Here is a 20926-nt window from a genome sequence, read left to right on the forward strand (position 1 = left end):
CAATTCAAGTACTGGTTCGCAGAAGCCTGTCCCCGCCCAGTTCGGAGCCGGGCGTGACGCGCTGCCAAACGACACCTTCTGGCCCGGGGCTCGATCCCGGGGCCCAGAACGATATCGGCTTCTCAATGGGTCCCGCGATCAAGTCACGGGACCGGTAGACGGCGGCGATCCGGTGTTCCGCGCCTAAAGCCCCAGAACCAGCTTGGCCATGATGTTGCGCTGGATCTCGCTGGCGCCGGCGTAGATCGTCGCCGCGCGGCTGTTGAGATGCTTGGCCATGACGCCGACCGAGTGGTCGGGGCCGATCGGAATGGCGTTGGAGAAGGGCGTCCGCGCCTCCGGCTCGCAGGGGTTGGCGTAGTAGCCGATGGCCTGGACGGCGAGTTCCGCCGTCGCCTGCAAGCATTCCGAGCCGCGCAGCTTCATCACCGATGACGACGCGCCCGGGTTCTGGCCGGCGGTCAGGGCGCTCATGGTCTTCTTCTCGAAAAACTCCAGCGCCGTCACCTGGGTCTCGATGTCGGCCAGGCGGTTGCGGAAGGCGTCGTCGGCCAGCAGCGGCCCGCCGTCGCCCGCGCGCTCCTCGCCGGCGATCTTCTTCAGCTTCGCCAGCATGCCGTGCAGGCCGGGGCTGTAGGCCGTGCCCCCGCGTTCGAACTCCAGCAGGTACTTGGCGACGGTCCAGCCGTCGTTTTCCTCGCCCATGCGGTTGGCGACAGGCACGCGGACATCGTCGAAGAAGACCTGGTTGACCTCGTGGTCGCCGGACATGGTCAGGATCGGCTCGACCGTGATGCCGGGCAGGTCCATGGGGAAGACGATGAAGCTGATGCCCTGCTGCGGCTTGCCTTCCCGGCTGGTGCGCACCAGGCAGAACATCATGTTCGCGTGGTGGGCGCCGGTGGTCCAGATCTTGGTGCCGTTGATGACGTAGTCGTCGCCGTCGCGCTCGGCCTTGCACTGCAGGCTGGCGAGGTCGGAGCCGGAACCCGGCTCGGAATAGCCCTGGCACCAGATGTGCTCGCCCGAGCGGATCTTCGGCAGGTAGTGGTCCTGCTGTTCCTTCGTGCCGTACTTGATGATGACGGGCCCGACCATCCGCACGCCCATGGCGAACAGCCGCGGCACGGCGGCGCGCTGGCACTCGGCCTCGAAGATGTAGCGCTGCATCGGCGTCCAGCCGGTGCCGCCATGCTCTTCGGGCCAGGCCGGGGTCGACCAGCCCTTCTCGGCCAGCGCCCGGTACCAGTCCATGGAGCCCTCGAAATCCGAGACCACACCGGCCGTCAGCCGCCCGGCCTCCTTCGCCTTCTCGGTCATGGCGGTGGCGAGGAACTCGCGCACCTCGTCCTGGAAGCGGATTTCGTCCTCGGTCAGTGCGAGATCCATCGCGCGGCTCCTCCCGTCAGAATTGCGGCCCCGAAAATACCCCCTCGGTTCAGGCCGGCAAGGGGTACTTCTCCAGATACTGTTTCGCGTCCTCCTCCAGCGGCACCTGCAGGGTCTTCAGCACGCGAACGATAGCGCAGTAGAAGGCCGTGCCGAGGGTGAGCTCCACCATGAGTTCGTTGTCGAATTCCTTCGAGAGCGCCGCCCAGTTGGCGTCGCCCATGGCGCCGTCGCGGGCGATCTCCTTCGCGCCGTGGATGACATGGCGGGCGACCGGCTCCAGATCCGTCGCCTCGCCGTCCAGCTCCCGGATCAGGCGCTCGATATCCGCGTCGGTGACTCCGAAGTCGTAGCCGATCTCGATATGGTGGGCCCATTCGTACTCGGCGCGGGCCAGCCAGCCGACGGTCAGGATCGCCAGCTCTCTCAGGCGCGGATCGAACTTCGATTCATGGCGCAGCCACAGCCCCATGGTGGAATAGGCGCGGGCGCCGCCCAGGGAATGGCCCACGGTCCAGTAGAGGTTGATGCGGCGGCCGAGGACGTCGCGGTTCTCGTCGTTGATGTCGGCTTCGCCGAGCAGCGGCACACGGGCCATGGTCTGTTTCCTTCCCCTCTGCGATGTCTCCCCGGGACGCCGGGGAGTTGTGCTCACCACCTTTCCCCGAAGGGGCGGATTTCCACGTCGAAGGACCAGGCCGAGCGGTCCTGATGGGCGACGTGCCAGATCTCCTCGGCGATGGCGGCGGGCTTGATGAAGAACGCGTCGGGCTTGTCCCGGCCGGGCCCGGCGCGGGTCCATTCCAGATCGATCATGGCGTCGATGGTGACATAGGCGACATGCACGCCCTTCGGCCCCAGATCGCGGGCCATGGCCTGGGCCAGTACTCGCTGCGCCGCCTTGGTCGGTGCGAAGCCGGCGAAGCGCGGCGTGCCGCGATGGGCGGCGGTGTTGCCGGTGACCACGAAGGCGCCGCCGCCGGCCTCGATCATCGAAGGCGCCAGCAACTGCGCCAGATGCAGCAGGCTCAGCGTGTTGGTGCGGAAGTTCCGCTCCAGGTCCTCCGCCCGGGTGTCCAGCACGCCTTCCGCGAAGGTGCCGCGCACGGCGTTGTGGACGACCACCGAGGGGTCGCCCATCGCCTGGCGCACTTCCTCGATCGCGGCGGCCAGTTCGTCCGCCTTCGAGACGTTGCAGGCGAAGGCGCGGGCGCCCGGCAGTTCGTCGGCCAGCGCTTCGAGCCGCTCGGCCGTCCGCGCCAGCATGGCGACGCGGTAGCCGCCTTCGGCGAAGCGGCGCGCCACCGCCGCGCCCGTGCCGGGGCCGACGCCGGTGATCAGCGCGACCGGCGCGCTCACAGCCGCGCCACCTTGTCGAGGACCGGCAGGATGTAGTCGCGGAACTTCGCCGGGTTCTCCGACATGGGGAAGTGGCCCAGCTCTTCCATGATCTCCGCCTCCGCGCCGGGGATGTCCTTCGCCGTGCGCAGCGTGTCCTTCGGCGTGCACGAGAAGTCGTACTCGCCGGTCAGCAGGAACACCGGGCAGGCGGTGGTGTCGATCAGATGCGTCCGGTCGCGGAAGTCGCTGTCGGCGCGGTAGAAGTGGAGATCGCCCTTGAACACGCCCGGCCCGCTGGCGAGGTAGCCCCAGAGCGTCTCCCAGCGGTATTCCTCCGGGCTCTGCGGCGCGACGAGGCCCGAGATCATGGCCGCGCAGACCTCGCCGCCATGAACGTCCGGGCGGTGCAGCCAGTCGGTGTCGTACCAGGGCTGCTGGTGGTCGGCGGCCTCCAGCCCGATCGCCGCACGGAACCGCTCCGGGTGGGCCCCGGCCAGATGGAGCACGATCCGCCCGCCCATGGAGCAGCCCATGACGACCGGCCGGTCCAGCTTCAGCGCGTCGCAAAAGGCCATCACCGCGGCGTCATAGAGCTCCGTCGTCAGGCGGTATTCCTCGTCCTGGTAGCCGGCATAGGGGTTGGACTTGCCGTGATGCGGCAGGTCGAAGGCGATGACCCGGAAGCGGCCGGTCACAGCCTCGTCGGTCATCAGGTGGCGGAACTGCCGCCCGTCGGAGCCGGCGGTGTGCAGGCAGAGCAGGGGAATGCCGCTGCCGGCTTCCTCGAAATAGACGCGCGCCGCGCGGCCGGCGATGTCCAGGTGGACGTAGCGGCCGGCGATCGGCTCGATCTCGCCGGGCTGGAAATCGGCCATGGTCAGTGGTCCTCCATGGTCCGGGGCGCGGCCAGCACGTCCTTGAAATAGCGCAGGTTCGCCATCAGCGGCTGCAGCTCGCCCTCGACCGTGGCGCGGCCGGTCCTGGTCATGGCGAACAGGTCGTGCCAGCCGGGCTTCGGCACGGGCGCCCAGAACCGCTCCCAGCTCTCGACCGGGCCGCGGATGGCGAAGACCCAGGACCGCATGAGCACCGGGCCGCGGACCAGCTCGGCGATGAAGCCGTTCTGGATGCGCACGTGATAGGGCGTCTCCCCGATCTCCCACAGCCATTCCAGGTCGATGAAACGGCCGCGGTGCAGCAGCGCCGGATCGGCGTGCACCGTGTCGGCCAGATGTTCGATCGCGTGCGCCGCGGGCGGTCCGCCGTGGATGGTGCGCTTCACCATCGCTATCGCTCCCAGCGGTCGATCTTGAGATAGCTGTCGCGGTCGGCGGAGCGGATCACGCTCTCGAAGACCCGGCCCTGGCGCATCAGCGTCAGGCCGATCTCCACACCCGCCTCGCCGCTCGACCAGAGCTGGCGGTAGAAGTCCGCCAGCCCGCCGACCGCCTCGCCGTTGACGCGCAGGATGACGTCGCCCTGGTCGAGCCCGGTCGAGGCCGCCGGCCCCCTGGGCGAGACGCCGAGGACGATGACATGGCCCATGCGTTCGTCGACGAAGACGCCGAGCCAGGGCCGCGCCGGGCCGCTGCGCCGGCCATGGGCGATCAGGTCGTCCAGCACGGGCGGCAGCAGGTCGATGGGCACCACCATGTTGCCGGCGGCGTTCTCGGCGCCCTCGGTCGCGTCCTCGATGTAGAGGGAGCCGACGCCGTAGAGCAGGCCGTCCATGCCGATCATCGCCGCACCGCCCCAGTTCGGATGCGGCGGCGTGGTGATCACCGCCTCGTCCAGGGCGTATTCCCAGTAGCCCTGGAAGGGCCGCCGCTCGACCACCGTCTGGACGATGGTCTCGGCGCCGCCGCAGCTGGTCACCACCTGCGCGCCGGGCGCCAGATCCTTCACCGTGCCGAAGTTCAGCACCGGCCGGTTCAGCGGCGCGATGGCGCGGCAGAGACCGAGGCCGCTCTCGAAGTCGTAGGCCAGCACCTCCGCTTCGGTGGGCCGGCCCTCGCCGTCCAGCACAGCGACGCTGTCGGCCTCCACGATCAGGTAGCCGATGGTCAGGATCAGGCCGCCCGAGCCGATGACGATGCCGCCGCCCTGGCGCTCGGTGCCCAGGATCGGCGCCGTGAAGGCGTCTTCCGGAATCTCCGCCTGCAGGGGCGTCAGCGCCCGGTGCGCCGCCTCCACGTCGAAGGGCATGTCGCCGGGCAGTTGCGCCTGCACGTCCTCGCCGGTGGGCCGGCCCAGCAGGCCGCTCAGATGCGGCAGCTTGTGGCCGTTGACCTTGTGGCCATTGGCGCGGCCGGTCCGGTCTTCCTCGTCGCGATCGCCGCGTCTGCTCATTCAGCTCTCGCCTTCAGTCCAGCCTGTTTCATGCGCCAGACGCACATGTCGATGCGATCCTGCCCGAAGAAGGGCTCGCCGCGAAAGGCCAGCGTCGGCACGCCCCAGTGGCCGGCGGCCTCCAGCGCGTCCTCGTTGGCCTTGATCCCGGCTTCGTATTCGGCTTCCCGGCCGGCAATGGACCGCTCCATGTCGGCCAGGTCCAGCCCGGCGCGTTCGGCGGCCTTAGGCATGTGGCTGCGCTCGTGCCAGTTCTCCACGCCCTCGCCCCAGATCTTCCGCGAGACGGAATCGATGAATTCCAGGCCCCGGCCCCGATGCGCCGCCTCGATGCCCAGCCGCGTCAGCCAGTGGATGTAAGGCTGTTCCTTCGGGATGGTGCGGGTCTTCATGTCCATCACCACCGGATCGGGTTTCGGCCAGTCGAAGGGCAGGCCCTCGTACTCGGCCACGCGGTAGACGTCGCGCATCAGGTAGCGCGGCCAGAGCGGGTTGATCTGCTGGAAGAATCCGGGGTCGCGGATGGCGATGGGATAGACCGGCCGGACGTTGATGACCAGGTCGTGGTCGCGGACCATCGCCTTGTAGCGCTCCATGCCCAGATAGGAATAGGGGCTGCGGAACGACCAGAACAGATCGACGTCCAGTGTCATGATGCTCTCCTCCCACAGGGCGCTGCGGCCCGGCGCCACTGTAGCGGCGAACGCGGCGGCTTGGCAAAGGACAGGCAGGCGAAAAAGGGCCTTGCACAGGGGTGCGGCGCACGCTAGATACGCGCCCTCGACGATCGCGTCCGCCCAGGTGGCGGAATTGGTAGACGCGCTAGCTTCAGGTGCTAGTTCGGGTAACCGAGTGGAGGTTCGAGTCCTCTCCTGGGCACCACGCGGCGCGGTCGGCGGCAAGGCCCGGCACCGGACGGAACAGGTCCGGCCGGCCCCCTGCCCAGGTGGCGGAATTGGTAGACGCGCCAGCTTGAGGGGCTGGTTCCGAAATTCGGAGTGGAGGTTCGAGTCCTCTCCTGGGCACCATCTACCCTCGATCCATGATCCCGAAAACTCTGACGGCTCGCGGCGGCTATGGCCCGCATGCGGCGGCGCCCTCGAACATTGCCGGAACGGACGGCGGCTGGCATCCTGCGTGGATGGCTGAGGAGAAGGAAAAGCCGGTCTGGGAGCGGATCGCCGAGCTCGGTTTCGCCGACGCGGTGGAGGCCTCCATCTCCGTCATCCGGATCTGTCGAGCGATGTAATGATTCAGCTGCTGTGATCGCTGTCGCAATAACAAGTTTTATTGAAATTCGATTTTTTCGTTTGGCGGCAGCTTCCACAACCTCTCGGAAGCGCACCTTCACCGCTACAACGCGCGGGCCATGGACGATGGCGAGCGCGCCGAAACCCTGCTCAGGCAGGCCAAGGGCAAGCGCCTCATCTACCAACAGCCTCGTGAAGCCGCGAACGCCTGAGCAGCACGCTAGGGCGTTCCTGCGCTGGCGGAGTCGCACCCGCTAGACTCTGCGGGCCGAATCACCAGACAATTTCCAGTTGCGGTTCTGGAAAACCGAACGCGCCCTCCACGGCCGGGGGCGCAATCGGCGCTTCCGGAGCGGGCGGCTTGTTCCGCCCTCCCAAGCCATAGGAGCACCCAATGGCAAAGGGACGTAAGTGCGGAGGCGGCTGCAAAACGCCTCCGCGCGGGCACAAGACGGTCAAGGTGAAGTCTCATCCCCGTCGTAAGCCTCGTAAGTGCTGATCCGTTAGGATCGGCGGGTCGGACGGTCAGCCTTGCGCTGGCCGTCCTTCTCGTCAACGCGCTTGTCCGAGTCAGATTGTCGCCCCTTACGCGGCTGGGGCGGCGTTTTCAGGAGGCGCAACAGCATCTCGTCGCGCTTCCGTTCGGTTCGGTCATTGTCGCCAGTCATGCCGAGGACCTCAACATGCCGACAGATCGTGAGATTGAAATCTTCGACGGGTTCATGCACGCCCTCGGTACGGCGGTGTTCGCCTGGAACGACATGATCGAATGCCTGGGCATCCTGTTTGGCGGTGTAATGTATCCGGGCAGTGGGGTGCCGCCCACGGCATTTGCCGTCTGGCATTCAACCAACAGCGACCGAATCCAGATTGAAACGCTCCGAGCCGCGGCCAGGGTTGCCAAGCGACCGGACGGCAACCCCCTGGACCCGGACGGCAAAATCGACTGGCTTTGCGAGCGGGCACACAATTTGGCGAATGCGCGGAACAACGTGGTTCACACTCCCATGACCTACGAAACTCAAGACGGCGAAATCTCCGAAATACGAGCAAACCAGTTCTTCAAGCACCCACGGGCAAAACAGCTTGCAGACAAGAACATGATGGATGAGCTGGACTGGCTCGAAGATCGGGCAACCAGACTGCGGGACTACGCCCTCGCACTCAGCCTTTCGGTTCAAATCGACAAGCATCCATTGCCCGATAAGCCGCAGTTGCCAAATCGCGGGCGGAGAAAAAGCCGCTGACATCACTTGCGCCGCCGACCTGGCCCAATATCACGTCCTCACCCGCCTCGATCATCTCGGGCGTCACGACGATCTCGGATTCTTGCTTACCTGTCAAATACTTACACATGTGTGCCTCAGTTATGGTACGTCAGCCAGATAGTTCTCGAGTTCGCCGCTGTCGAGCTCTTCGCGGAGCGGAGTCGCGAAATCCGGGCGGTTCTCCCGCACCCAGTCCGCGAGTTCGGCGAGCGCCTCGTCGTCGCCGGCGCCGATGCCGTGCTCGTCGGCGAGGTTGAGCAGTTCGACGACCTGCTGGCCGCTGAGATCCGGGGCCACCTGCTCCAGGGCGCGATGGAGTTCCCCGTCCGCCGTATCGTCAGTCTCGCCACCCCGTGCCGGGCTCGCCGTGCCGCCGCGCGCCGCCGCCTCGGGCCGCCTGGGTCTGCGGGCGGGTGTCCTGGCCGAAACCCAGTGGGCGGGGCGGAAGGCTTCGGGCGTGCGGAAGGACCGCTTCGGCGGGGTCGGAATGGCCGGCATCTGTCATGGCCCCTCGATGGTTGCGCATGACAGAGGTATTTATACCGGTACAGCCTTAAGCGTGCCGGGGTTCTTCAGCGGTAAGGACCGGCCCCCTTGACCTCTGTCTTTCCGCCCGGCTTGATCGGGCCGCATTGTCCTGGGGAGGAAATCCGACAGATGAACGCCGTCACGCTGGCCAGCCCGCTCACCCTGCCCTGCGGGGCCGTGATCAAGAACCGCTTCGGCAAGGCGCCGCTGACCGAGGGTCTGGCCGACCCCGAGCACCGCGCCACCGAGCGCCATGTCCGCCTCTACCGCCGCTGGGCCGAGGGCGGCGCCGGGCTGGTGGTCACCGGCAATGTCCAGGTCGACCGGCGCTATCTGGAGCGGCCGGGCAACGTGGTCATCGACGGCCCGCAGGACGCGCAGGCGCTGGCCGGGCTCCGCGCCTATGCCGAGGCGGGGACGGCCAACGGCACGCAGCTCTGGATGCAGCTCAACCATCCGGGCCGGCAGACGCCGCGCCGGGTCTGCGAGCAGCCCGTGGCGCCGTCCGCCGTGAAGCTGAACCTGCCCGAGAGCGCCTTCGCGCCGCCGCGCGCGCTGACGGCCGACGAGGTCGACGACGTCATCGCCCGCTTCGCCCATGCGGCGAAGGTGGCGCAGGACACCGGGTTCTCCGGCGTCCAGGTGCACGCGGCGCACGGTTATCTGCTGAGCCAGTTCCTCACCCCGCTGGTGAACCGGCGCACCGACAGATGGGGCGGCAGTCTGGAGAACCGGGCGCGGCTGCTGCTGGAGATCGTGCGCGCCATCCGCGCGGCCTGCGGTCCGGCCTTTCCGATCGGGGCGAAGCTCAACTCGTCCGACTTCCAGCAGGGCGGCTTCGACAATGACGAGTGCCTGCAGGTGGTGCAGTGGCTGGAGCAGGCCGGCCTCGACCACCTGGAGATCTCCGGCGGCAATTACGAGGAGCCGTCGATGATGGGCTCGAAGACCAGCGAGGGGAAATCGGTGGCCGAGAGCACGGTGAAGCGCGAGGCCTATTTCATGGAATACGCCGAGCAGATCCGCGCGGTGACGAAACTGCCGCTGATGGTCACCGGCGGCTTCCGCAGCCGCGCCTCGATGGAGCAGGCGCTGGCGTCGGGCGCGCTGGACATGATCGGCCTCGGCCGGCCCATGTGCGTCGAGACGGACGCGCCCGACCGGCTGCTGGCGGGGGCGGAGAGCGTCGGCGCCTGGGAGCGGGAGATCCGCCCGCCCAAGGCCGGGATGGGCTGGTTCGCGCTCAACCTGATCCGTCATGGCGACGGGCTCGACCCGGACACGGCCATGACCGGCGAGGAGGCGATCAAGGCCTATGTCGCCAACGAGGAGGCGACGGCGCAGCGCATGGCCCGCCCGGCGGCCTGACCGCGCCGGCTCAACGTGTCACCCCCGCCTCCGTGCGGGGGGCCGGAGCGGCTTCGCCGCGAGTCATCTGGATAACCGGATGCCCGCACTATGGCGGGCATGACATCTTCTGTCCGGACGAGGCTCCCTCAGGCGAAGGGCTTCGCGGCCCGCGAAAGCTGCAGCGCGTCGTCCAGCGTGTGGCGGAATTCGACCAGTTCGGTCTGGGGCAGGAAGGCGCCGATGCGGACCCGTCGGCCATGGCTGCCGACATAGAGCTTCCGCCCGCCGGCGGTGTCGGTCTCCATGTCCGTCCGCGACCAGTAGGACGGGAAGCTCCAGCTCTGAACCCGTCCGTCGGGGCGGCGGCGCATCACCGTCAGCGTGCCGTCGTCGATCACCACGCGCTCGCGCTGGCGCGCCGCGCGGTAGCTCATGCGGAAGGCGAACCAGACCAGCAGGACGTCGAGGCCGAAGAAGCCCATCACGGGCCAGGCGCCCTGGACCATGAAGATCGTGCCCGCGGTGAAGCTCACGCCGCCGATCAGCGCCATGACCACCAGGAAGCCCCGGGGGCCGAGGGAGCGATGCGGCAGCAGGACGAAATCGTGCTCGGGCGCGGACTCGTTCATTGGACTCAATTTAGTCGGCCTCGCGGCGCGCGCAATTGCGAAGCGGCCGCCGCGCACCTATTGTCGGGCGAAGCACCAGTCAATCGGAGGATCGTCCCATGGGCCTGCCGGCGGAGAAGATCGCGGGCGTCGTCGAGGAGCTGAAGGCGCTGCTGGGCGATCGCATCAGCACCGCGGCGGCGGTGCGCGAGCATCACGGCCACGACGAGAGCTATCACCACGCCGCCCTGCCGGACGCCGTCTGCTTCGCGCATGCCACCGAGGAAGTCGCGGAGATCGTGAAGATCTGCGCCCGCCACGGCGCGCCGATCATTCCCTATGGCGTCGGCACCTCGCTGGAGGGCCACGTCATCCCCGCCGACGGCGGGGTGACCATCGACATGTCGCAGATGAACGAGGTCCTCGAGGTCAATGCCGAGGATCTGGACTGCACCGTGCAGGCGGGCGTCACCCGCAAGGCGCTGAACGAATATCTCCGCGACACCGGACTGTTCTTCCCCATCGATCCGGGCGCCGACGCCTCCATCGGCGGCATGACCGCGACCCGGGCCTCGGGCACCAACGCCGTGCGCTACGGCACCATGCGCGAGAACGTGCTGGCGCTGACCGTGGTCATGGCCGACGGGCGGGTCATCAAGACCAACCGCCGCGCGCGGAAGTCGGCCGCGGGCTACGACTTGACCCGGCTGATGGTCGGCTCCGAGGGGACGCTGGGCATCATCACGGAGATCACGCTCCGCCTCTTCGGCATCCCGGAGGCGATGAGCTCGGCGGTGGTTTCCTTCCCCGATCTCGAGGCTGCGGTGAACACGGTCATCACCACCATCCAGGCCGGCGTGCCGATCGCGCGCATCGAGCTGCTGGACGAGGTGCAGATGGACGCGGTCAACCGCTATTCGGGTTATGACTACCCGGTCCAGCCGACGCTGTTCCTGGAATTCCACGGCTCGGAGACGGGCGTGAAGGAACAGGCCGAGACGGTCGGCGGAATCTGCGAGGATTTCGGCGGCGCCGACTTCCAGTGGACCACCCGGCCCGAGGACCGCAACCGCCTCTGGCAGGCGCGCCACGACGCCGCCTACGCCGCGAAGTCGCTCAAGAAGAACGCTTCCATCTGGGCGACGGACGTCTGCGTGCCGATCTCGCGCCTGGCCGAGTGCATCCTTGAGACCAAGAAGGACATCGTCGAGAACGAGCTCACTGCGCCCATCGTCGGCCATGTCGGCGACGGCAACTTCCACCTCGCCTTCGTTTTCGAGGAGGGCGACGAGGAAGGCTTCCGCCGCGCCGAGCAGGTCAACGACCGCATGGTCATGCGCGCGCTGGCCATGGGCGGCACCTGCACCGGCGAACATGGCGTCGGCACCGGCAAGATGAAGTTTCTGGTCGCCGAGCACGGTGACGCGGTGGCGGTGATGCGGGAGATCAAGAAGGCGCTCGACCCGCAGAACATCATGAACCCGGGCAAGATCTTCTCGGTCTGAACCCTTGAACGCGCCCGTTCGCCTCATCGTCGGCATGTCGGGCGCCTCGGGCGCGGTCTACGGCATCCGTCTGCTGGAGGCCCTGCGCGAGACGCCGGTCGAGTCGCATCTGGTGATGAGCCGGGCGGCGGCCATGACCATCGCCTACGAGACCGACCGCACCGCCGAGCAGGTCCGCAAGCTGGCCGACGTCGCCTATCCGGTGGGCGATATCGGCGCGGCCATCGCCTCGGGCAGCTACCGCACCGCCGGCATGGTCGTCGCCCCCTGCTCGATCCGCACGCTGTCGGAAGTCGCCACCTGCGCCACCTCCAACCTGCTGACCCGGGCCGCCGACGTGGTGCTCAAGGAGCGCCGGCGGCTGGTGCTGCTGGTCCGGGAGACGCCGCTGCACACCGGGCATCTGAGGATGATGGCCCAGGCCTCCGAATCCGGCGCGATCATCATGCCGCCCGTGCCCGCCTTCTATTCGAAGCCGCAGAGCCTGGACGACATGATCGATCACACCATCGGCCGGGTGCTCGACCTCTTCGATATCGACAACGCGCTGGTGAAGCGCTGGAAGGACGGTTGAGGACGGCCGTCCCGTTCAGCCCGTCGTCAGGCCGCCGCCGACCACCAGGATCTGCCCGGAGATGTAGTCGCTCTCCGGCGCGCAGAGCAGGTAGACGCCGCCGGCGGCGTCCTCGGGCGTGCCCATGCGGCCCAGCGGGATCTGGCGGACCAGATCGTCGGTCATGGCCTCGGGAAAACCGACCTTGTGATCCTTGTCGCCGACCTTGATCGACGCCTGCTGGCCGGCCTCAAACCGCTGGGTCAGCCGCGTGTCGATCAGCCCGAAGGCGATGGCGTTGACCGTGACGTTGTAGCGGCCCCATTCGCGGGCCATCGCCGTGGTGATGCCGATCGCCGCGCCCTTGCCCGCAGCGTAGGAGACGCCGCCGGGCATGCCGTAATATGCTGCGATCGAGGAGATATTGACGACCTTGCGGGTCACCGGCCGTCCCTCGGCCTGCTCGGCGCGGTGGCGCTCCCGGAAGTGCGGCGCGGCGGCGCGCAGCACTTTCATCGGCGCCGCGGCGTGGACGTCGAGCATCGCCTGGATCTGCTCGTCGGTGTGATTCTGGATCATGGTGTTCCAGATATAGCCGGCGTTGTTGACGATGATGTCCAGGCCGCCCAGCGACTGCAGCGCGCCCTGGACCAGGTCGTCGGCCATGCCGGCGGCGGTGACCGATCCCGCCAGCCCCGCGGCGCGGCCGCCCTGCGCCCTGATCTCGTGCATCACCTCGCCCATGGGCTCGGCGTCGAGATCGTTGACGAAGACCGCGGCGCCCTCCGCCGCCAGTTTCAGCGCCACCGAGCGGCCGATGCCGCGCCCCGCGCCGGTGACCAGCGCCACCTTCCCGTCCAGCTTTCCACCCATGTTCCGATCCTCCCCGATAGACATTGGCGGCGCCCTCGGACTTGATCCGAGGGCCCAGGTTTCATTGTTCGCTGAGTGCTCGGGTCAAAGCCCGAGCACGCTGTCCCTTTCCAAGGTTCAGCCCGCTTCCACCACCCCGCACCAGTCGGCGACGAACAGCGCCACGGTCTTGGTCACGTCGAGCGTCGATTTCAGGCTGACGCGCTCGTCGAAGCCGTGGATGTGCTCGGACTTCGGCCCGTAGACCAGCGCCGGTGTGTCGTCGTACAGCATCGCCACGCGGGCATCGAGATAGGCCGGCATGGTGGCGTCGCCCAGTTCGGCCGCCCGGACCTGCCGGTGCGCGTCGGCCAGGCAGGCCTCGGCGTCGGAGCCGGGCGGCAGCGCATAGCCTTCCGCGGCGAAACCGTTATAGGTCACGCTCGGCGGGTGGTTGGAAAGGAACGGGTCGTCCAGCGCCGCGCCGCGGACGGCGCTTTCCAGACGACGCTTGGCCGCCTCGACGGAGGTGCCGGGATAGATGCCGGCGCGCACGTCGAAGCGGCACCAGGCGGGCACCGACGAGGCCCAGTCGCCGCCGGCGATCTTGCCGATATTGATGGTGATCGGGTGCGTGGCGTCCTCGAAATGGGGGTGATCGCCCTTCTCCGCGTTCATTTCCGCCTCGAGTTCCTTCAGCGCCTGGATCAGCTTGTAGGCGGCGATGATGGCGTTGGAGCCGACGGTGGATTCGTAGACATGGGCGGGCCGGCCGCGCACCTCCACCTGGAACCAGAGCACGCCGACATTGGCGCGCACGAGCTGGTCGTGGGTCGGTTCGGTGATCAGGACGGCGTCGGCGTGATAGCCGCGCACCAGACAGGACAGCGCGCCGTTGCCGGTGCATTCCTCTTCGGTCACCGACTGCATGTAGACGGTCGAGGCCGGCTCGACACCGGCGCGGCGGAGCGCGTCGAAGGCGAAGAGGTTGGCGGCGATGCCCGCCTTCATGTCGCCGGAGCCGCGGCCGTAGAGCCAGTCGCCCTCGATCCGCGGCTCGTAGGGCGGCGTCGTCCACATGTCGAGCGGGCCGACGGGCACCACGTCGACATGCCCGTTGAGGATCAGCGAGCGTCCCTTCTCCGCCTTCGGGCGGTACGCCCCGACGACGTTGACCGCATTGTCGTAGGAGACGGTGACCGGCGAAAAGCCCGGATGATCCTCGATCTCGCCCACGTCGATGGACCAGCGGTCCATGGCCAGATCCCGTTCGGCGAAGGCGCGGTAGAGGAAGTCCTGCGCCGTGTGCTCCTGGCCGCGCTGGGAGGGGAAGCGGACCAGGTCCTGGGTGAACTTCACCTGCGCGTCGAAGCCCTGTTCGACCTCCGCCAGGATGCGTTCCTTCAGCGCCGCTTCGACCATCGTCTTCCGTCCTCCATCAAGTTCGCCATCCCCGGTCGGCCGCGGACCGGTCTGCGGTCGACCCGGGGATCGGGTGGTCCGAGAGTCTCCGTTGGACCCGATCCCCGCGTTGCGTGATACGCAAGCGGGGATGACGACATGCGATTCGTCGTATGCGGGCCTCCTAAACCCCCGCCAGCCAGCGGCGCGCGAGCTGATGCGCCAGCGACAGCCGGGGCGGCATGCGCAGCCCTTCGTTCGAATCGCAGTTCTCGATCATCTCGCGGACCTGGTCGCGGGTGAACCACTCCGCGTCTTCCAGTTCGTTCGGGTCGATCTTGATCGCGGTCGTTTCCGCCTCCGCGAAGCAGCCGATCATCAGGCTGGAGGGAAAGGGCCAAGGCTGGGAGGCGACATAGCGCACCTTGCCGACCCGGATGTCGGCTTCTTCCCAGATCTCGCGGCGGACGCATTCCTCGATCGATTCGCCGGGCTCCATGAAGCCGGCCAGCGCCGAATAGGAGCCCTCGGGGAAACGCGGCTGGCGGCCGAGCAGACAGTTGTCGCCATGGAAGACCAGCATGATGGTCACGGGGTCGGTGCGGGGAAAATGCTGAGCGTTGCACGACTCGTCGCTGCACTGGCGCATGTAGCCGGCGTCCCGCATTTCCGACGGCTGGCCGCAGACGGCGCAGAAACCGTGGCGCTGGTGCCAGTCGATCATCGAGCGAGCCTGGGCCAGGATCGCCGCCTCCCCGGTTGGCAGGCCAGGCGCGATGGAGCGCACGTCGATGAACTTGCCGCGCTTGTTCCAGGCGGCGTCACTTGGCGTCCTGCGCGTGTCCGCCTCGATGGCGAAGTGCGCCCGGTCGTCGCGCACGCCCAGCAGAATGGGCCGCGCGTTCTCCAGCAGGTCGATCGCTTCCAGCGGCGAGCGCCAGCCGATCTCGGCGCCGCCGTCCAGGTCGATCAGGGCGCGGAGACGCGACATGGGCAGGAAGCGGCTTTCCGGATCCATGATCCGTTCGCCAAGCCAGTCGCCGTCCTTGCGGCGGTTCTCGGCGCGGTCCATCGACGCGCCCGAGAAGACTATGGGGTCATCATATTCGATCGTCATGGCGGCGGAGATTGGCACGGAGGGCCGGGGGCGGCAACGCCGGAATGGGCATTCCGGGGCTTCGAGAATCGTCTATGTTCCCCGGCATGGCGGCGGGCGAAGTCACACCGATGATGGCGCAGTACCTCGAGATCAAGGAGGCGCACCCGGATTCCCTGCTGTTCTACCGCATGGGCGATTTCTACGAGCTGTTCTTCGACGATGCGAAGAAGGCCGCCGCCAGCCTCGACATCGCGCTGACCAGACGCGGCAAGCACCTGGGCGACGACATCCCCATGTGCGGCGTGCCGGTCCACTCCGCCGACCAGTATCTGGCGCGGCTGATTCGCGACGGCCACCGCGTCGCCGTCTGCGAACAGGTCGAGGACCCGGCGGAGGCGAAGAAGCGCGGCGCCAAGTCCGTGGTGAAGCGCGACGTGGTCCGCCTGGTGACCGCCGGGACGCTGACCGAGGATGCGCTGCTCGACGCGCGGCGCAACAACTACCTGCTGGCCGTGGCGCGCTCGGGCGGGCAGATCGGCCTCGCCTGGCTGGACATGTCGACGGGCGAACTGATGGCGGGCACGGGCGGGGAGGCGACACTGGGTGCGGATCTCGCGCGTCTCTGCCCGGGCGAGATCCTGGTGGCCGACAACCTGCTGGAACGGCTCGGGCCGGAGGGGCCGCTGGCCGGCTGGGACCAGGCGCTGACCGTGCTGCCGGTGGCAAGGTTCGACAGCACCTCCGCCGAGAAGCGGCTGAAGACGGTCTTCAAGGTCGGCGCGCTGGACGGCTTCGGCGCCTTCGGCCGGGCCGAGATCGCCGCCCTGGGCGCCGTGGTCGACTATGTGGAACTGACCCAGAAGGGCAGGCTGCCGCCGCTGCGTGCGCCGCAGCGCGAGGAACCCGGCGCGGCGATGGGGCTGGACCAGGCGACGCGGCGCAATCTGGAACTGGTGGAGACGCTCTCGGGCGAACGGCGCGGCAGCCTGCTGTCGGTCATCGACCGCACCGTCACCGGCGCCGGCGGCCGGCGGCTGGCCGCCGACCTTGCAGGGCCGCTGACCGACCCGGAGGCGATCGACGCCCGGCTCGACATGGTGCAGTTCTTCCATGACGCTGACCGCCTCCGTGAAGATTTCCGGGAGGCCATCCGCCGCGCGCCGGACATTGAACGCGCGCTCTCCCGCCTCGGGCTCGGCCGCGGCGGTCCGCGCGATCTCGCCGCCATCCGCGACGCGCTGGAAGCCTGCGGCCATGCGCGCGACCTGCTCGGCAAGGCCGGGCCGGCCGGCATCCTGGCGGAGGCCGCGAGCCTGGACGGCCACGGCGCCCTGGTCGACGTGCTCACCGCGGCGCTGGACAAAGACCCGCCGCTGCTCGCCCGCGACGGCGGCTTTATCCGTGAAGGTCACGACGCGGCGCTGGACGAGCTCCGGACGCTGCGCGACGAGGGCCGCCAGCACATCGCGGCGCTGCAGAAGAAATACGCCGATCAGACCGGCGTGAACGCGCTGAAGGTGCGCCACAACAATGTCCTCGGCTATTTCGTCGAGATCCCGCAGCGCCATGCCGAGCGCATGGACGGCACCTTCATCCACCGCCAGTCCATGGCCCAGGCCATGCGCTACACCACGACCGAGCTGGGCGAACTGGAGGGGCGCATCCGTTCCGCCGGCGACCGCGCGCAGGCGCTGGAGGAGCGGCATTTCGCCGAACTGTCGGACAAGGTGCTGGCGGAAAGCCGGAAACTCGCGCGGGCGGCGCAGGCGCTGGCGCGGCTGGACGTCGCCGCGGCTCTCGCCGAGCTGGCGCGGGCGGAGAACTACGTCCGCCCGACGGTCGACCGGAGCCTTGAATTCCGCGTCGAGGGCGGACGCCATCCGGTTGTGGAAGCGCTGGCGGCGGGCGAGCAGGCCGGCGGGTTCCAGCCGAACGACTGCGATCTCGGCCCCGAAACCGGTCGGCTCTGGCTGATGACCGGCCCCAACATGGCGGGCAAGTCGACCTTCCTGCGCCAGAACGCGCTGATCGCGATCCTGGCCCAGATGGGCGGCTTCGTGCCCGCCGCGTCGGCCCGCATCGGCGCGGTGGACCGGCTGTTCAGCCGCGTCGGAGCCGCCGACGACCTGGCGCGCGGGCGCTCCACCTTCATGGTGGAGATGGTCGAAACGGCGGCGATCCTGAACCAGGCCGGCGAGCGCTCCCTGGTGATCCTGGACGAGATCGGACGCGGGACGGCGACCTATGACGGCCTCGCCATCGCCTGGGCGACCGTCGAGGGACTGCACGAGAGCAACCGCAGCCGCGGGCTGTTCGCCACGCACTATCACGAGCTGACGGCGCTGGCGGAGAAGCTGGAGCAGGTCACCTGCCGCACCATGCGGGTGATGGAGTGGCAGGGTACGGTCCAGTTCCTCCACCAGGTGATCCCCGGCGCCGCCGACCGCAGCTATGGCGTCCAGGTGGCGAAGCTGGCCGGCCTGCCGCCGGCGGTGGTGCGCCGCGCCGAGGCCGTGCTGAAACGGCTGGAAGAATCGGGGCAGGGCCGCAAGGCCGTCTCCATCGCCGAAGACCTGCCGCTGTTCGCGGCCATGGCCGCCCAGCCGGAAACGCCGCAGCCCGGCGGGCCGTCGGCGGTGGAGCAGGCGCTGGCGGAGATCCTGCCCGACGACATGAGCCCCCGGGAGGCTCTCGACGCGCTCTACCGGCTGAAGGGACTGGCGAATGGCGACGGATAGCGGCGAAGGCGCGCTGGTGCTGTTCTCCGGCGGACAGGATTCGGCGACCTGCCTGGCCTGGGCGCTGGCGCGTTTCGGGCGGGTGGAGACGGTGGGCTTCGACTACGGTCAGCGTCACCGCGCCGAGCTCGACGTCCGCCGCGAGGTGCGCGACGGCGTCGCCGCGGAGATGCCGGAGGGCGAGCACCGGCTGGGCGAAGACCACATGGTCGACCTGGGCGTCCTGGGCGAAATCTCGGAGACGGCGCTGACCCGCGAGAGCGAGATCGCCATGCGCGACGACGGCCTGCCGACGACCTTCGTGCCGGGGCGCAACCTGATCTTCTTCAGCTTCGCCGCGGCAGTGGCATACCGCAGGGATCTGCGCCGCATCGTCGGCGGCATGTGCGAGACGGATTACTCGGGCTATCCCGACTGCCGCGACGACGCGATCAAGGCCATGCAGCTGGCGCTCAATCTGGGCATGAACCGGCGTTTCGTGCTGGAAACGCCGCTGATGTGGCTGACCAAGGCCGCCACCTGGCGGCTGGCGGAGGATCTGGGCGGGCGGATGCTGGTGGAGGTGATCCGGGAGCGGACCCTGAGCTGCTACATGGGCGACACGGAAACCCGCCACGACTGGGGCATGGGCTGCGGCGACTGCCCGGCCTGCGACTTGCGCCGCAGGGGCTATCGGGAGTATCGAGGCGCCGCCGACCAGGCGTGAACCGCCGGAACCGAGTTGAACGAGACCGCCGCCATGGAAAACCGCCGCCGGATCGAAGGCTACCTGTTCCTGATCGCCTTCGGGCTCTGCATTCCCGCCGCCAACTGGCTGATCGGCAATGTGGGCACGGTCTGCGTGCCGAACGGGCCGTGCCTGATCCCCGTGGCGCCGGGGGTCGAGGCGCCGAGCGGCGTGCTGATGATCGGCCTGGCGTTGGTGCTGCGGGACATGGTGCAGCGCCGTCTCGGCGTCGGCTGGGCCTTCGGCGCCGTGGTCGCCGGCGCGGCGCTCTCGGCTGTCTTCGCGCCGCCGGCGCTGGTCATGGCCTCGGCGCTGGCCTTTTTCATTTCGGAAGCGGCCGATCTCGCCGTCTATACGCCCCTGCAGAAGCGCGGGCTGATCCTGGCGGTGGTGGCCAGCTCCCTGGTGGGCCTCGTGATCGACAGCGTGATCTTCCTGCAGGTCGCCTTCGGCAATCAGGACTATCTGCTGGGTCAGGTGCTGGGCAAGGCGTGGATGGTGCTGATCGCCATCCCCTTCGTGCACCTGCTGCGCCGCCGCGACGAGAAGCTGGGCATCGAGGCGGCCTGAGGCCACCGCGCCGCTATTCCACCTCGTGGCCGCGCTTCGGCACCAGCACGGTGCGGCGGTAGCTGATCACCAGCGTGCCGTCCTGCTTGAAGCCCCGGGTCTCGACCGTGACGATCCCCTGGGTCGGGCGCGAGGCGCTCTCGCGCTTCTCCAGCACCTCGGACTCGGCGGTCAGCGTGTCGCCATGGAACACCGGCGCCGGCATACTGATGTCGGTCCAGCCCAGATTGGCGATCGCCTTCTGGCTGACGTCGGAGACCGACATGCCGGTGACGATCGAGAGCGTTAGCGCCGAATTGACGACGGGGCGGCCGAATTCGGTCTTCGCCGCATAGGCGTGGTCGAAGTGCAGGGGGTGCTGGTTCATGGTCAGCAGGGTGAACCAGGTATTGTCGCTTTCGGAGACGGTGCGGCCGGGCCGGTGTTCGTAGATCATGCCCGTTTCGAAGTCTTCGAAGCAGCGGCCGAAGCTTTCCCGGCGGCGGTTCTCTGCGGCCTTGACTGATTCAACGCTCATGTGAACGGCTCCCCCGTCGATTTCGCACCGCGACAACTTGATTCAATTGCCGTTTGCGCCGATATTTGTGACAGAAATCAACACCCGCACAAAGGAGCTTCGGCCCCATGGCCCTGAAAGCCGACACTCGCTACTCCGGCCGCGCGCAGACGCAGACGCAGACGGCGGAGATGGATGCTGGCCTCCGCAAATACATGCTGGGGGTCTACAACTACATGGCGTCCGGCCTGCTGGTCAGCGCGGTGGTCGCCATGCTGGCGTCCAGTTCGCCGGCGGTCATGCAGACCATCTTCGGCTCCGGCCTCGCCTATGTCGTGATGTTCGCGCCGCTGGGTCTGCTGCTGGCGATGAACTTCGCCTTCAACAAGATCTCGACGCCGGTGCTGCAGGGCATGTACTGGGCCTTCGTGGCGCTGTTCGGCCTGTCGCTGTCGACGATCTTCCTCGTCTACACGTCCGCCGACATCGTCCGCGTCTTCTTCATCACCGCGGCGGCCTTCGGCGGCCTCAGCCTCTACGGCTACACGACGAAGAAGAACCTGTCGGGCATGGGCAGCTTCCTGATCATGGGCCTGATCGGCATCATCATCGCGATGGTGGTCAACATGTTCCTGGAATCGACGATGATGAGCTTCGTCATCTCCGTTCTGGGCGTGCTGATCTTCGCCGGTCTGACCGCCTTCGACACCCAGCGCATCAAGTCGACCTACATCCAGCACCGGATGGAAGGCGACGTGGCCACCCGCTCGGCGGTGATGGACGCCGTCGCGCTCTACCTGAACTTCGTCAACATGTTCATGTTCCTGCTGCACCTGTTCGGCGGCAACAGCGAGTAGACGACGCTACATATCGAAATGGGAAAGCCCGGTGGTCCGCCACCG

The 20926-nt window shown here is 68.0% G+C and carries 22 protein-coding genes and 2 tRNA genes; 11 read left to right on the forward strand and 13 right to left on the reverse strand.

Annotated elements, in window-relative coordinates; all coding sequences use genetic code 11:
- Window positions 1-183: 183 nt before the first annotated feature.
- The 7 genes from TEF_02250 to TEF_02280 all read right to left on the reverse strand — a co-directional run bounded on the left by TEF_02250 (window position 184) and on the right by TEF_02280 (window position 5732).
- A complete protein-coding gene (locus tag TEF_02250) occupies window positions 184-1389 on the reverse strand; it encodes an acyl-CoA dehydrogenase (protein ID ANK79747.1) in 1206 nt (401 codons plus the stop codon).
- A gap of 49 nt (window positions 1390-1438) precedes the next feature.
- Complete coding sequence (locus TEF_02255; protein ANK79748.1) at window positions 1439-1987, reverse strand: hypothetical protein; 549 nt, start codon at window positions 1985-1987, stop codon at window positions 1439-1441.
- A gap of 53 nt (window positions 1988-2040) precedes the next feature.
- Window positions 2041-2748 carry a short-chain dehydrogenase gene (locus TEF_02260; protein ID ANK79749.1) on the reverse strand — a complete coding sequence of 236 codons (708 nt, stop codon included), beginning with the start codon at window positions 2746-2748 and terminating at the stop codon, window positions 2041-2043.
- Window positions 2745-3605, reverse strand: a complete 861-nt coding sequence (locus tag TEF_02265; GenBank protein ID ANK79750.1) for an alpha/beta hydrolase — start codon at window positions 3603-3605, stop codon at window positions 2745-2747. Before TEF_02265 ends, TEF_02260 begins: the two co-directional genes overlap by 4 nt.
- Window positions 3606-3607: 2 nt before the next feature.
- A complete protein-coding gene (locus TEF_02270) occupies window positions 3608-4015 on the reverse strand; it encodes a hypothetical protein (protein ANK79751.1) in 408 nt (135 codons plus the stop codon).
- A gap of 2 nt (window positions 4016-4017) precedes the next feature.
- Window positions 4018-4935 (reverse strand): hypothetical protein, encoded by a 918-nt coding sequence (locus TEF_02275; GenBank protein ANK83223.1) that lies wholly within the window; start codon window positions 4933-4935, stop codon window positions 4018-4020.
- 140 nt (window positions 4936-5075) lie between these two features.
- The gene (locus tag TEF_02280) at window positions 5076-5732 is read right to left on the reverse strand and encodes a disulfide bond formation protein DsbA (protein ANK83224.1); all 657 of its coding nucleotides are present in this window, start codon (window positions 5730-5732) and stop codon (window positions 5076-5078) included.
- 142 nt (window positions 5733-5874) lie between these two features.
- Here TEF_02280 and TEF_02285 point away from each other — a divergent pair.
- The 4 genes from TEF_02285 to TEF_02300 all read left to right on the forward strand — a co-directional run bounded on the left by TEF_02285 (window position 5875) and on the right by TEF_02300 (window position 7576).
- Window positions 5875-5961, forward strand: a tRNA-Leu gene (locus tag TEF_02285).
- A 58-nt stretch (window positions 5962-6019) separates the two neighbouring features.
- Window positions 6020-6107, forward strand: a tRNA-Leu gene (locus tag TEF_02290).
- A gap of 14 nt (window positions 6108-6121) precedes the next feature.
- Window positions 6122-6328, forward strand: coding sequence for a hypothetical protein (locus TEF_02295; GenBank protein ANK79752.1), 207 nt, complete (start codon window positions 6122-6124; stop codon window positions 6326-6328).
- Window positions 6329-6904: 576 nt separating this feature from the next.
- Window positions 6905-7576, forward strand: coding sequence for a hypothetical protein (locus tag TEF_02300; protein ID ANK79753.1), 672 nt, complete (start codon window positions 6905-6907; stop codon window positions 7574-7576).
- A 120-nt stretch (window positions 7577-7696) separates the two neighbouring features.
- Here TEF_02300 and TEF_02305 read toward each other — a convergent pair whose 3' ends face one another.
- Window positions 7697-8095 (reverse strand): hypothetical protein, encoded by a 399-nt coding sequence (locus TEF_02305; GenBank protein ID ANK79754.1) that lies wholly within the window; start codon window positions 8093-8095, stop codon window positions 7697-7699.
- A gap of 237 nt (window positions 8096-8332) precedes the next feature.
- Between TEF_02305 and TEF_02310 the strand changes: the two genes are divergently transcribed.
- Window positions 8333-9493, forward strand: a complete 1161-nt coding sequence (locus TEF_02310; GenBank protein ID ANK83225.1) for an NADH:flavin oxidoreductase — start codon at window positions 8333-8335, stop codon at window positions 9491-9493.
- 128 nt (window positions 9494-9621) lie between these two features.
- Here the strand turns inward: TEF_02310 and TEF_02315 are convergent, their stop codons facing one another.
- Window positions 9622-10104 carry a hypothetical protein gene (locus TEF_02315; GenBank protein ANK79755.1) on the reverse strand — a complete coding sequence of 161 codons (483 nt, stop codon included), beginning with the start codon at window positions 10102-10104 and terminating at the stop codon, window positions 9622-9624.
- 98 nt (window positions 10105-10202) lie between these two features.
- Here TEF_02315 and TEF_02320 point away from each other — a divergent pair, with 98 nt between their 5' ends.
- On the forward strand, window positions 10203-11588 hold the full coding sequence (locus tag TEF_02320; protein ANK79756.1) for a lactate dehydrogenase: 1386 nt from the start codon (window positions 10203-10205) through the stop codon (window positions 11586-11588).
- 34 nt (window positions 11589-11622) lie between these two features.
- A complete protein-coding gene (locus tag TEF_02325) occupies window positions 11623-12162 on the forward strand; it encodes a hypothetical protein (GenBank protein ANK83226.1) in 540 nt (179 codons plus the stop codon).
- Between the two features lie 15 nt (window positions 12163-12177).
- On the opposite strand, the gene TEF_02330 is transcribed toward TEF_02325, so the two are convergent.
- The 3 genes from TEF_02330 to TEF_02340 form a co-directional block, all read right to left on the reverse strand.
- Window positions 12178-13014, reverse strand: a complete 837-nt coding sequence (locus TEF_02330) for a 3-oxoacyl-ACP reductase (protein ID ANK79757.1) — start codon at window positions 13012-13014, stop codon at window positions 12178-12180.
- A 117-nt stretch (window positions 13015-13131) separates the two neighbouring features.
- Window positions 13132-14415, reverse strand: coding sequence for an acetylornithine deacetylase (locus tag TEF_02335; GenBank protein ID ANK79758.1), 1284 nt, complete (start codon window positions 14413-14415; stop codon window positions 13132-13134).
- A gap of 163 nt (window positions 14416-14578) precedes the next feature.
- A complete protein-coding gene (locus TEF_02340) occupies window positions 14579-15511 on the reverse strand; it encodes a hypothetical protein (protein ANK79759.1) in 933 nt (310 codons plus the stop codon).
- Between the two features lie 110 nt (window positions 15512-15621).
- Between TEF_02340 and TEF_02345 the strand changes: the two genes are divergently transcribed.
- Genes TEF_02345 through TEF_02355 form a run of 3 tightly spaced genes read left to right on the forward strand, consistent with a single transcriptional unit; the run spans window position 15622 to window position 19528 of the window.
- Window positions 15622-18231, forward strand: coding sequence for a DNA mismatch repair protein MutS (locus TEF_02345; GenBank protein ID ANK83227.1), 2610 nt, complete (start codon window positions 15622-15624; stop codon window positions 18229-18231).
- On the forward strand, window positions 18218-18937 hold the full coding sequence (locus tag TEF_02350; GenBank protein ANK79760.1) for a 7-cyano-7-deazaguanine synthase QueC: 720 nt from the start codon (window positions 18218-18220) through the stop codon (window positions 18935-18937). Before TEF_02345 ends, TEF_02350 begins: the two co-directional genes overlap by 14 nt.
- Before the next feature lie 33 nt (window positions 18938-18970).
- Window positions 18971-19528, forward strand: a complete 558-nt coding sequence (locus TEF_02355; GenBank protein ID ANK83228.1) for a beta-carotene 15,15'-monooxygenase — start codon at window positions 18971-18973, stop codon at window positions 19526-19528.
- Window positions 19529-19541: 13 nt separating this feature from the next.
- On the opposite strand, the gene TEF_02360 is transcribed toward TEF_02355, so the two are convergent.
- Complete coding sequence (locus TEF_02360) at window positions 19542-20045, reverse strand: dehydratase (protein ID ANK79761.1); 504 nt, start codon at window positions 20043-20045, stop codon at window positions 19542-19544.
- Window positions 20046-20152: 107 nt separating this feature from the next.
- Here TEF_02360 and TEF_02365 point away from each other — a divergent pair, with 107 nt between their 5' ends.
- Entirely contained in the window at window positions 20153-20881 is a 729-nt protein-coding gene (locus TEF_02365) for a hypothetical protein (GenBank protein ID ANK79762.1), read from the forward strand.
- Window positions 20882-20926: the final 45 nt, after the last annotated feature.

It is taken from the genome of Rhizobiales bacterium NRL2 (assembly GCA_001664005.1).
In the GTDB taxonomy this organism is placed as follows: Bacteria; Pseudomonadota; Alphaproteobacteria; order Minwuiales; family Minwuiaceae; genus Minwuia.

Bases quoted from the DNA above. Each gene is read 5' to 3' on its own strand.
- TEF_02265 (ANK79750.1), bottom strand. From the start codon at position 3,605: ATGGCCGATTTCCAGCCCGGCGAGATCGAGCCGATCGCCGGCCGCTAC.
- TEF_02345 (ANK83227.1), top strand. From the start codon at position 15,622: ATGATGGCGCAGTACCTCGAGATCAAGGAGGCGCACCCGGATTCCCTG.
- TEF_02320 (ANK79756.1), top strand. From the start codon at position 10,203: ATGGGCCTGCCGGCGGAGAAGATCGCGGGCGTCGTCGAGGAGCTGAAG.
- TEF_02330 (ANK79757.1), bottom strand. From the start codon at position 13,014: ATGGGTGGAAAGCTGGACGGGAAGGTGGCGCTGGTCACCGGCGCGGGG.
- TEF_02255 (ANK79748.1), bottom strand. From the start codon at position 1,987: ATGGCCCGTGTGCCGCTGCTCGGCGAAGCCGACATCAACGACGAGAAC.
- TEF_02335 (ANK79758.1), bottom strand. From the start codon at position 14,415: ATGGTCGAAGCGGCGCTGAAGGAACGCATCCTGGCGGAGGTCGAACAG.
- TEF_02305 (ANK79754.1), bottom strand. From the start codon at position 8,095: ATGCCGGCCATTCCGACCCCGCCGAAGCGGTCCTTCCGCACGCCCGAA.
- TEF_02360 (ANK79761.1), bottom strand. From the start codon at position 20,045: ATGAGCGTTGAATCAGTCAAGGCCGCAGAGAACCGCCGCCGGGAAAGC.
- TEF_02355 (ANK83228.1), top strand. From the start codon at position 18,971: ATGGAAAACCGCCGCCGGATCGAAGGCTACCTGTTCCTGATCGCCTTC.
- TEF_02250 (ANK79747.1), bottom strand. From the start codon at position 1,389: ATGGATCTCGCACTGACCGAGGACGAAATCCGCTTCCAGGACGAGGTG.
- TEF_02350 (ANK79760.1), top strand. From the start codon at position 18,218: ATGGCGACGGATAGCGGCGAAGGCGCGCTGGTGCTGTTCTCCGGCGGA.
- TEF_02315 (ANK79755.1), bottom strand. From the start codon at position 10,104: ATGAACGAGTCCGCGCCCGAGCACGATTTCGTCCTGCTGCCGCATCGC.
- TEF_02325 (ANK83226.1), top strand. From the start codon at position 11,623: ATGTCGGGCGCCTCGGGCGCGGTCTACGGCATCCGTCTGCTGGAGGCC.
- TEF_02365 (ANK79762.1), top strand. From the start codon at position 20,153: ATGGCCCTGAAAGCCGACACTCGCTACTCCGGCCGCGCGCAGACGCAG.
- TEF_02280 (ANK83224.1), bottom strand. From the start codon at position 5,732: ATGACACTGGACGTCGATCTGTTCTGGTCGTTCCGCAGCCCCTATTCC.
- TEF_02270 (ANK79751.1), bottom strand. From the start codon at position 4,015: ATGGTGAAGCGCACCATCCACGGCGGACCGCCCGCGGCGCACGCGATC.
- TEF_02275 (ANK83223.1), bottom strand. From the start codon at position 4,935: ATGCCCTTCGACGTGGAGGCGGCGCACCGGGCGCTGACGCCCCTGCAG.
- TEF_02295 (ANK79752.1), top strand. From the start codon at position 6,122: ATGATCCCGAAAACTCTGACGGCTCGCGGCGGCTATGGCCCGCATGCG.
- TEF_02340 (ANK79759.1), bottom strand. From the start codon at position 15,511: ATGACGATCGAATATGATGACCCCATAGTCTTCTCGGGCGCGTCGATG.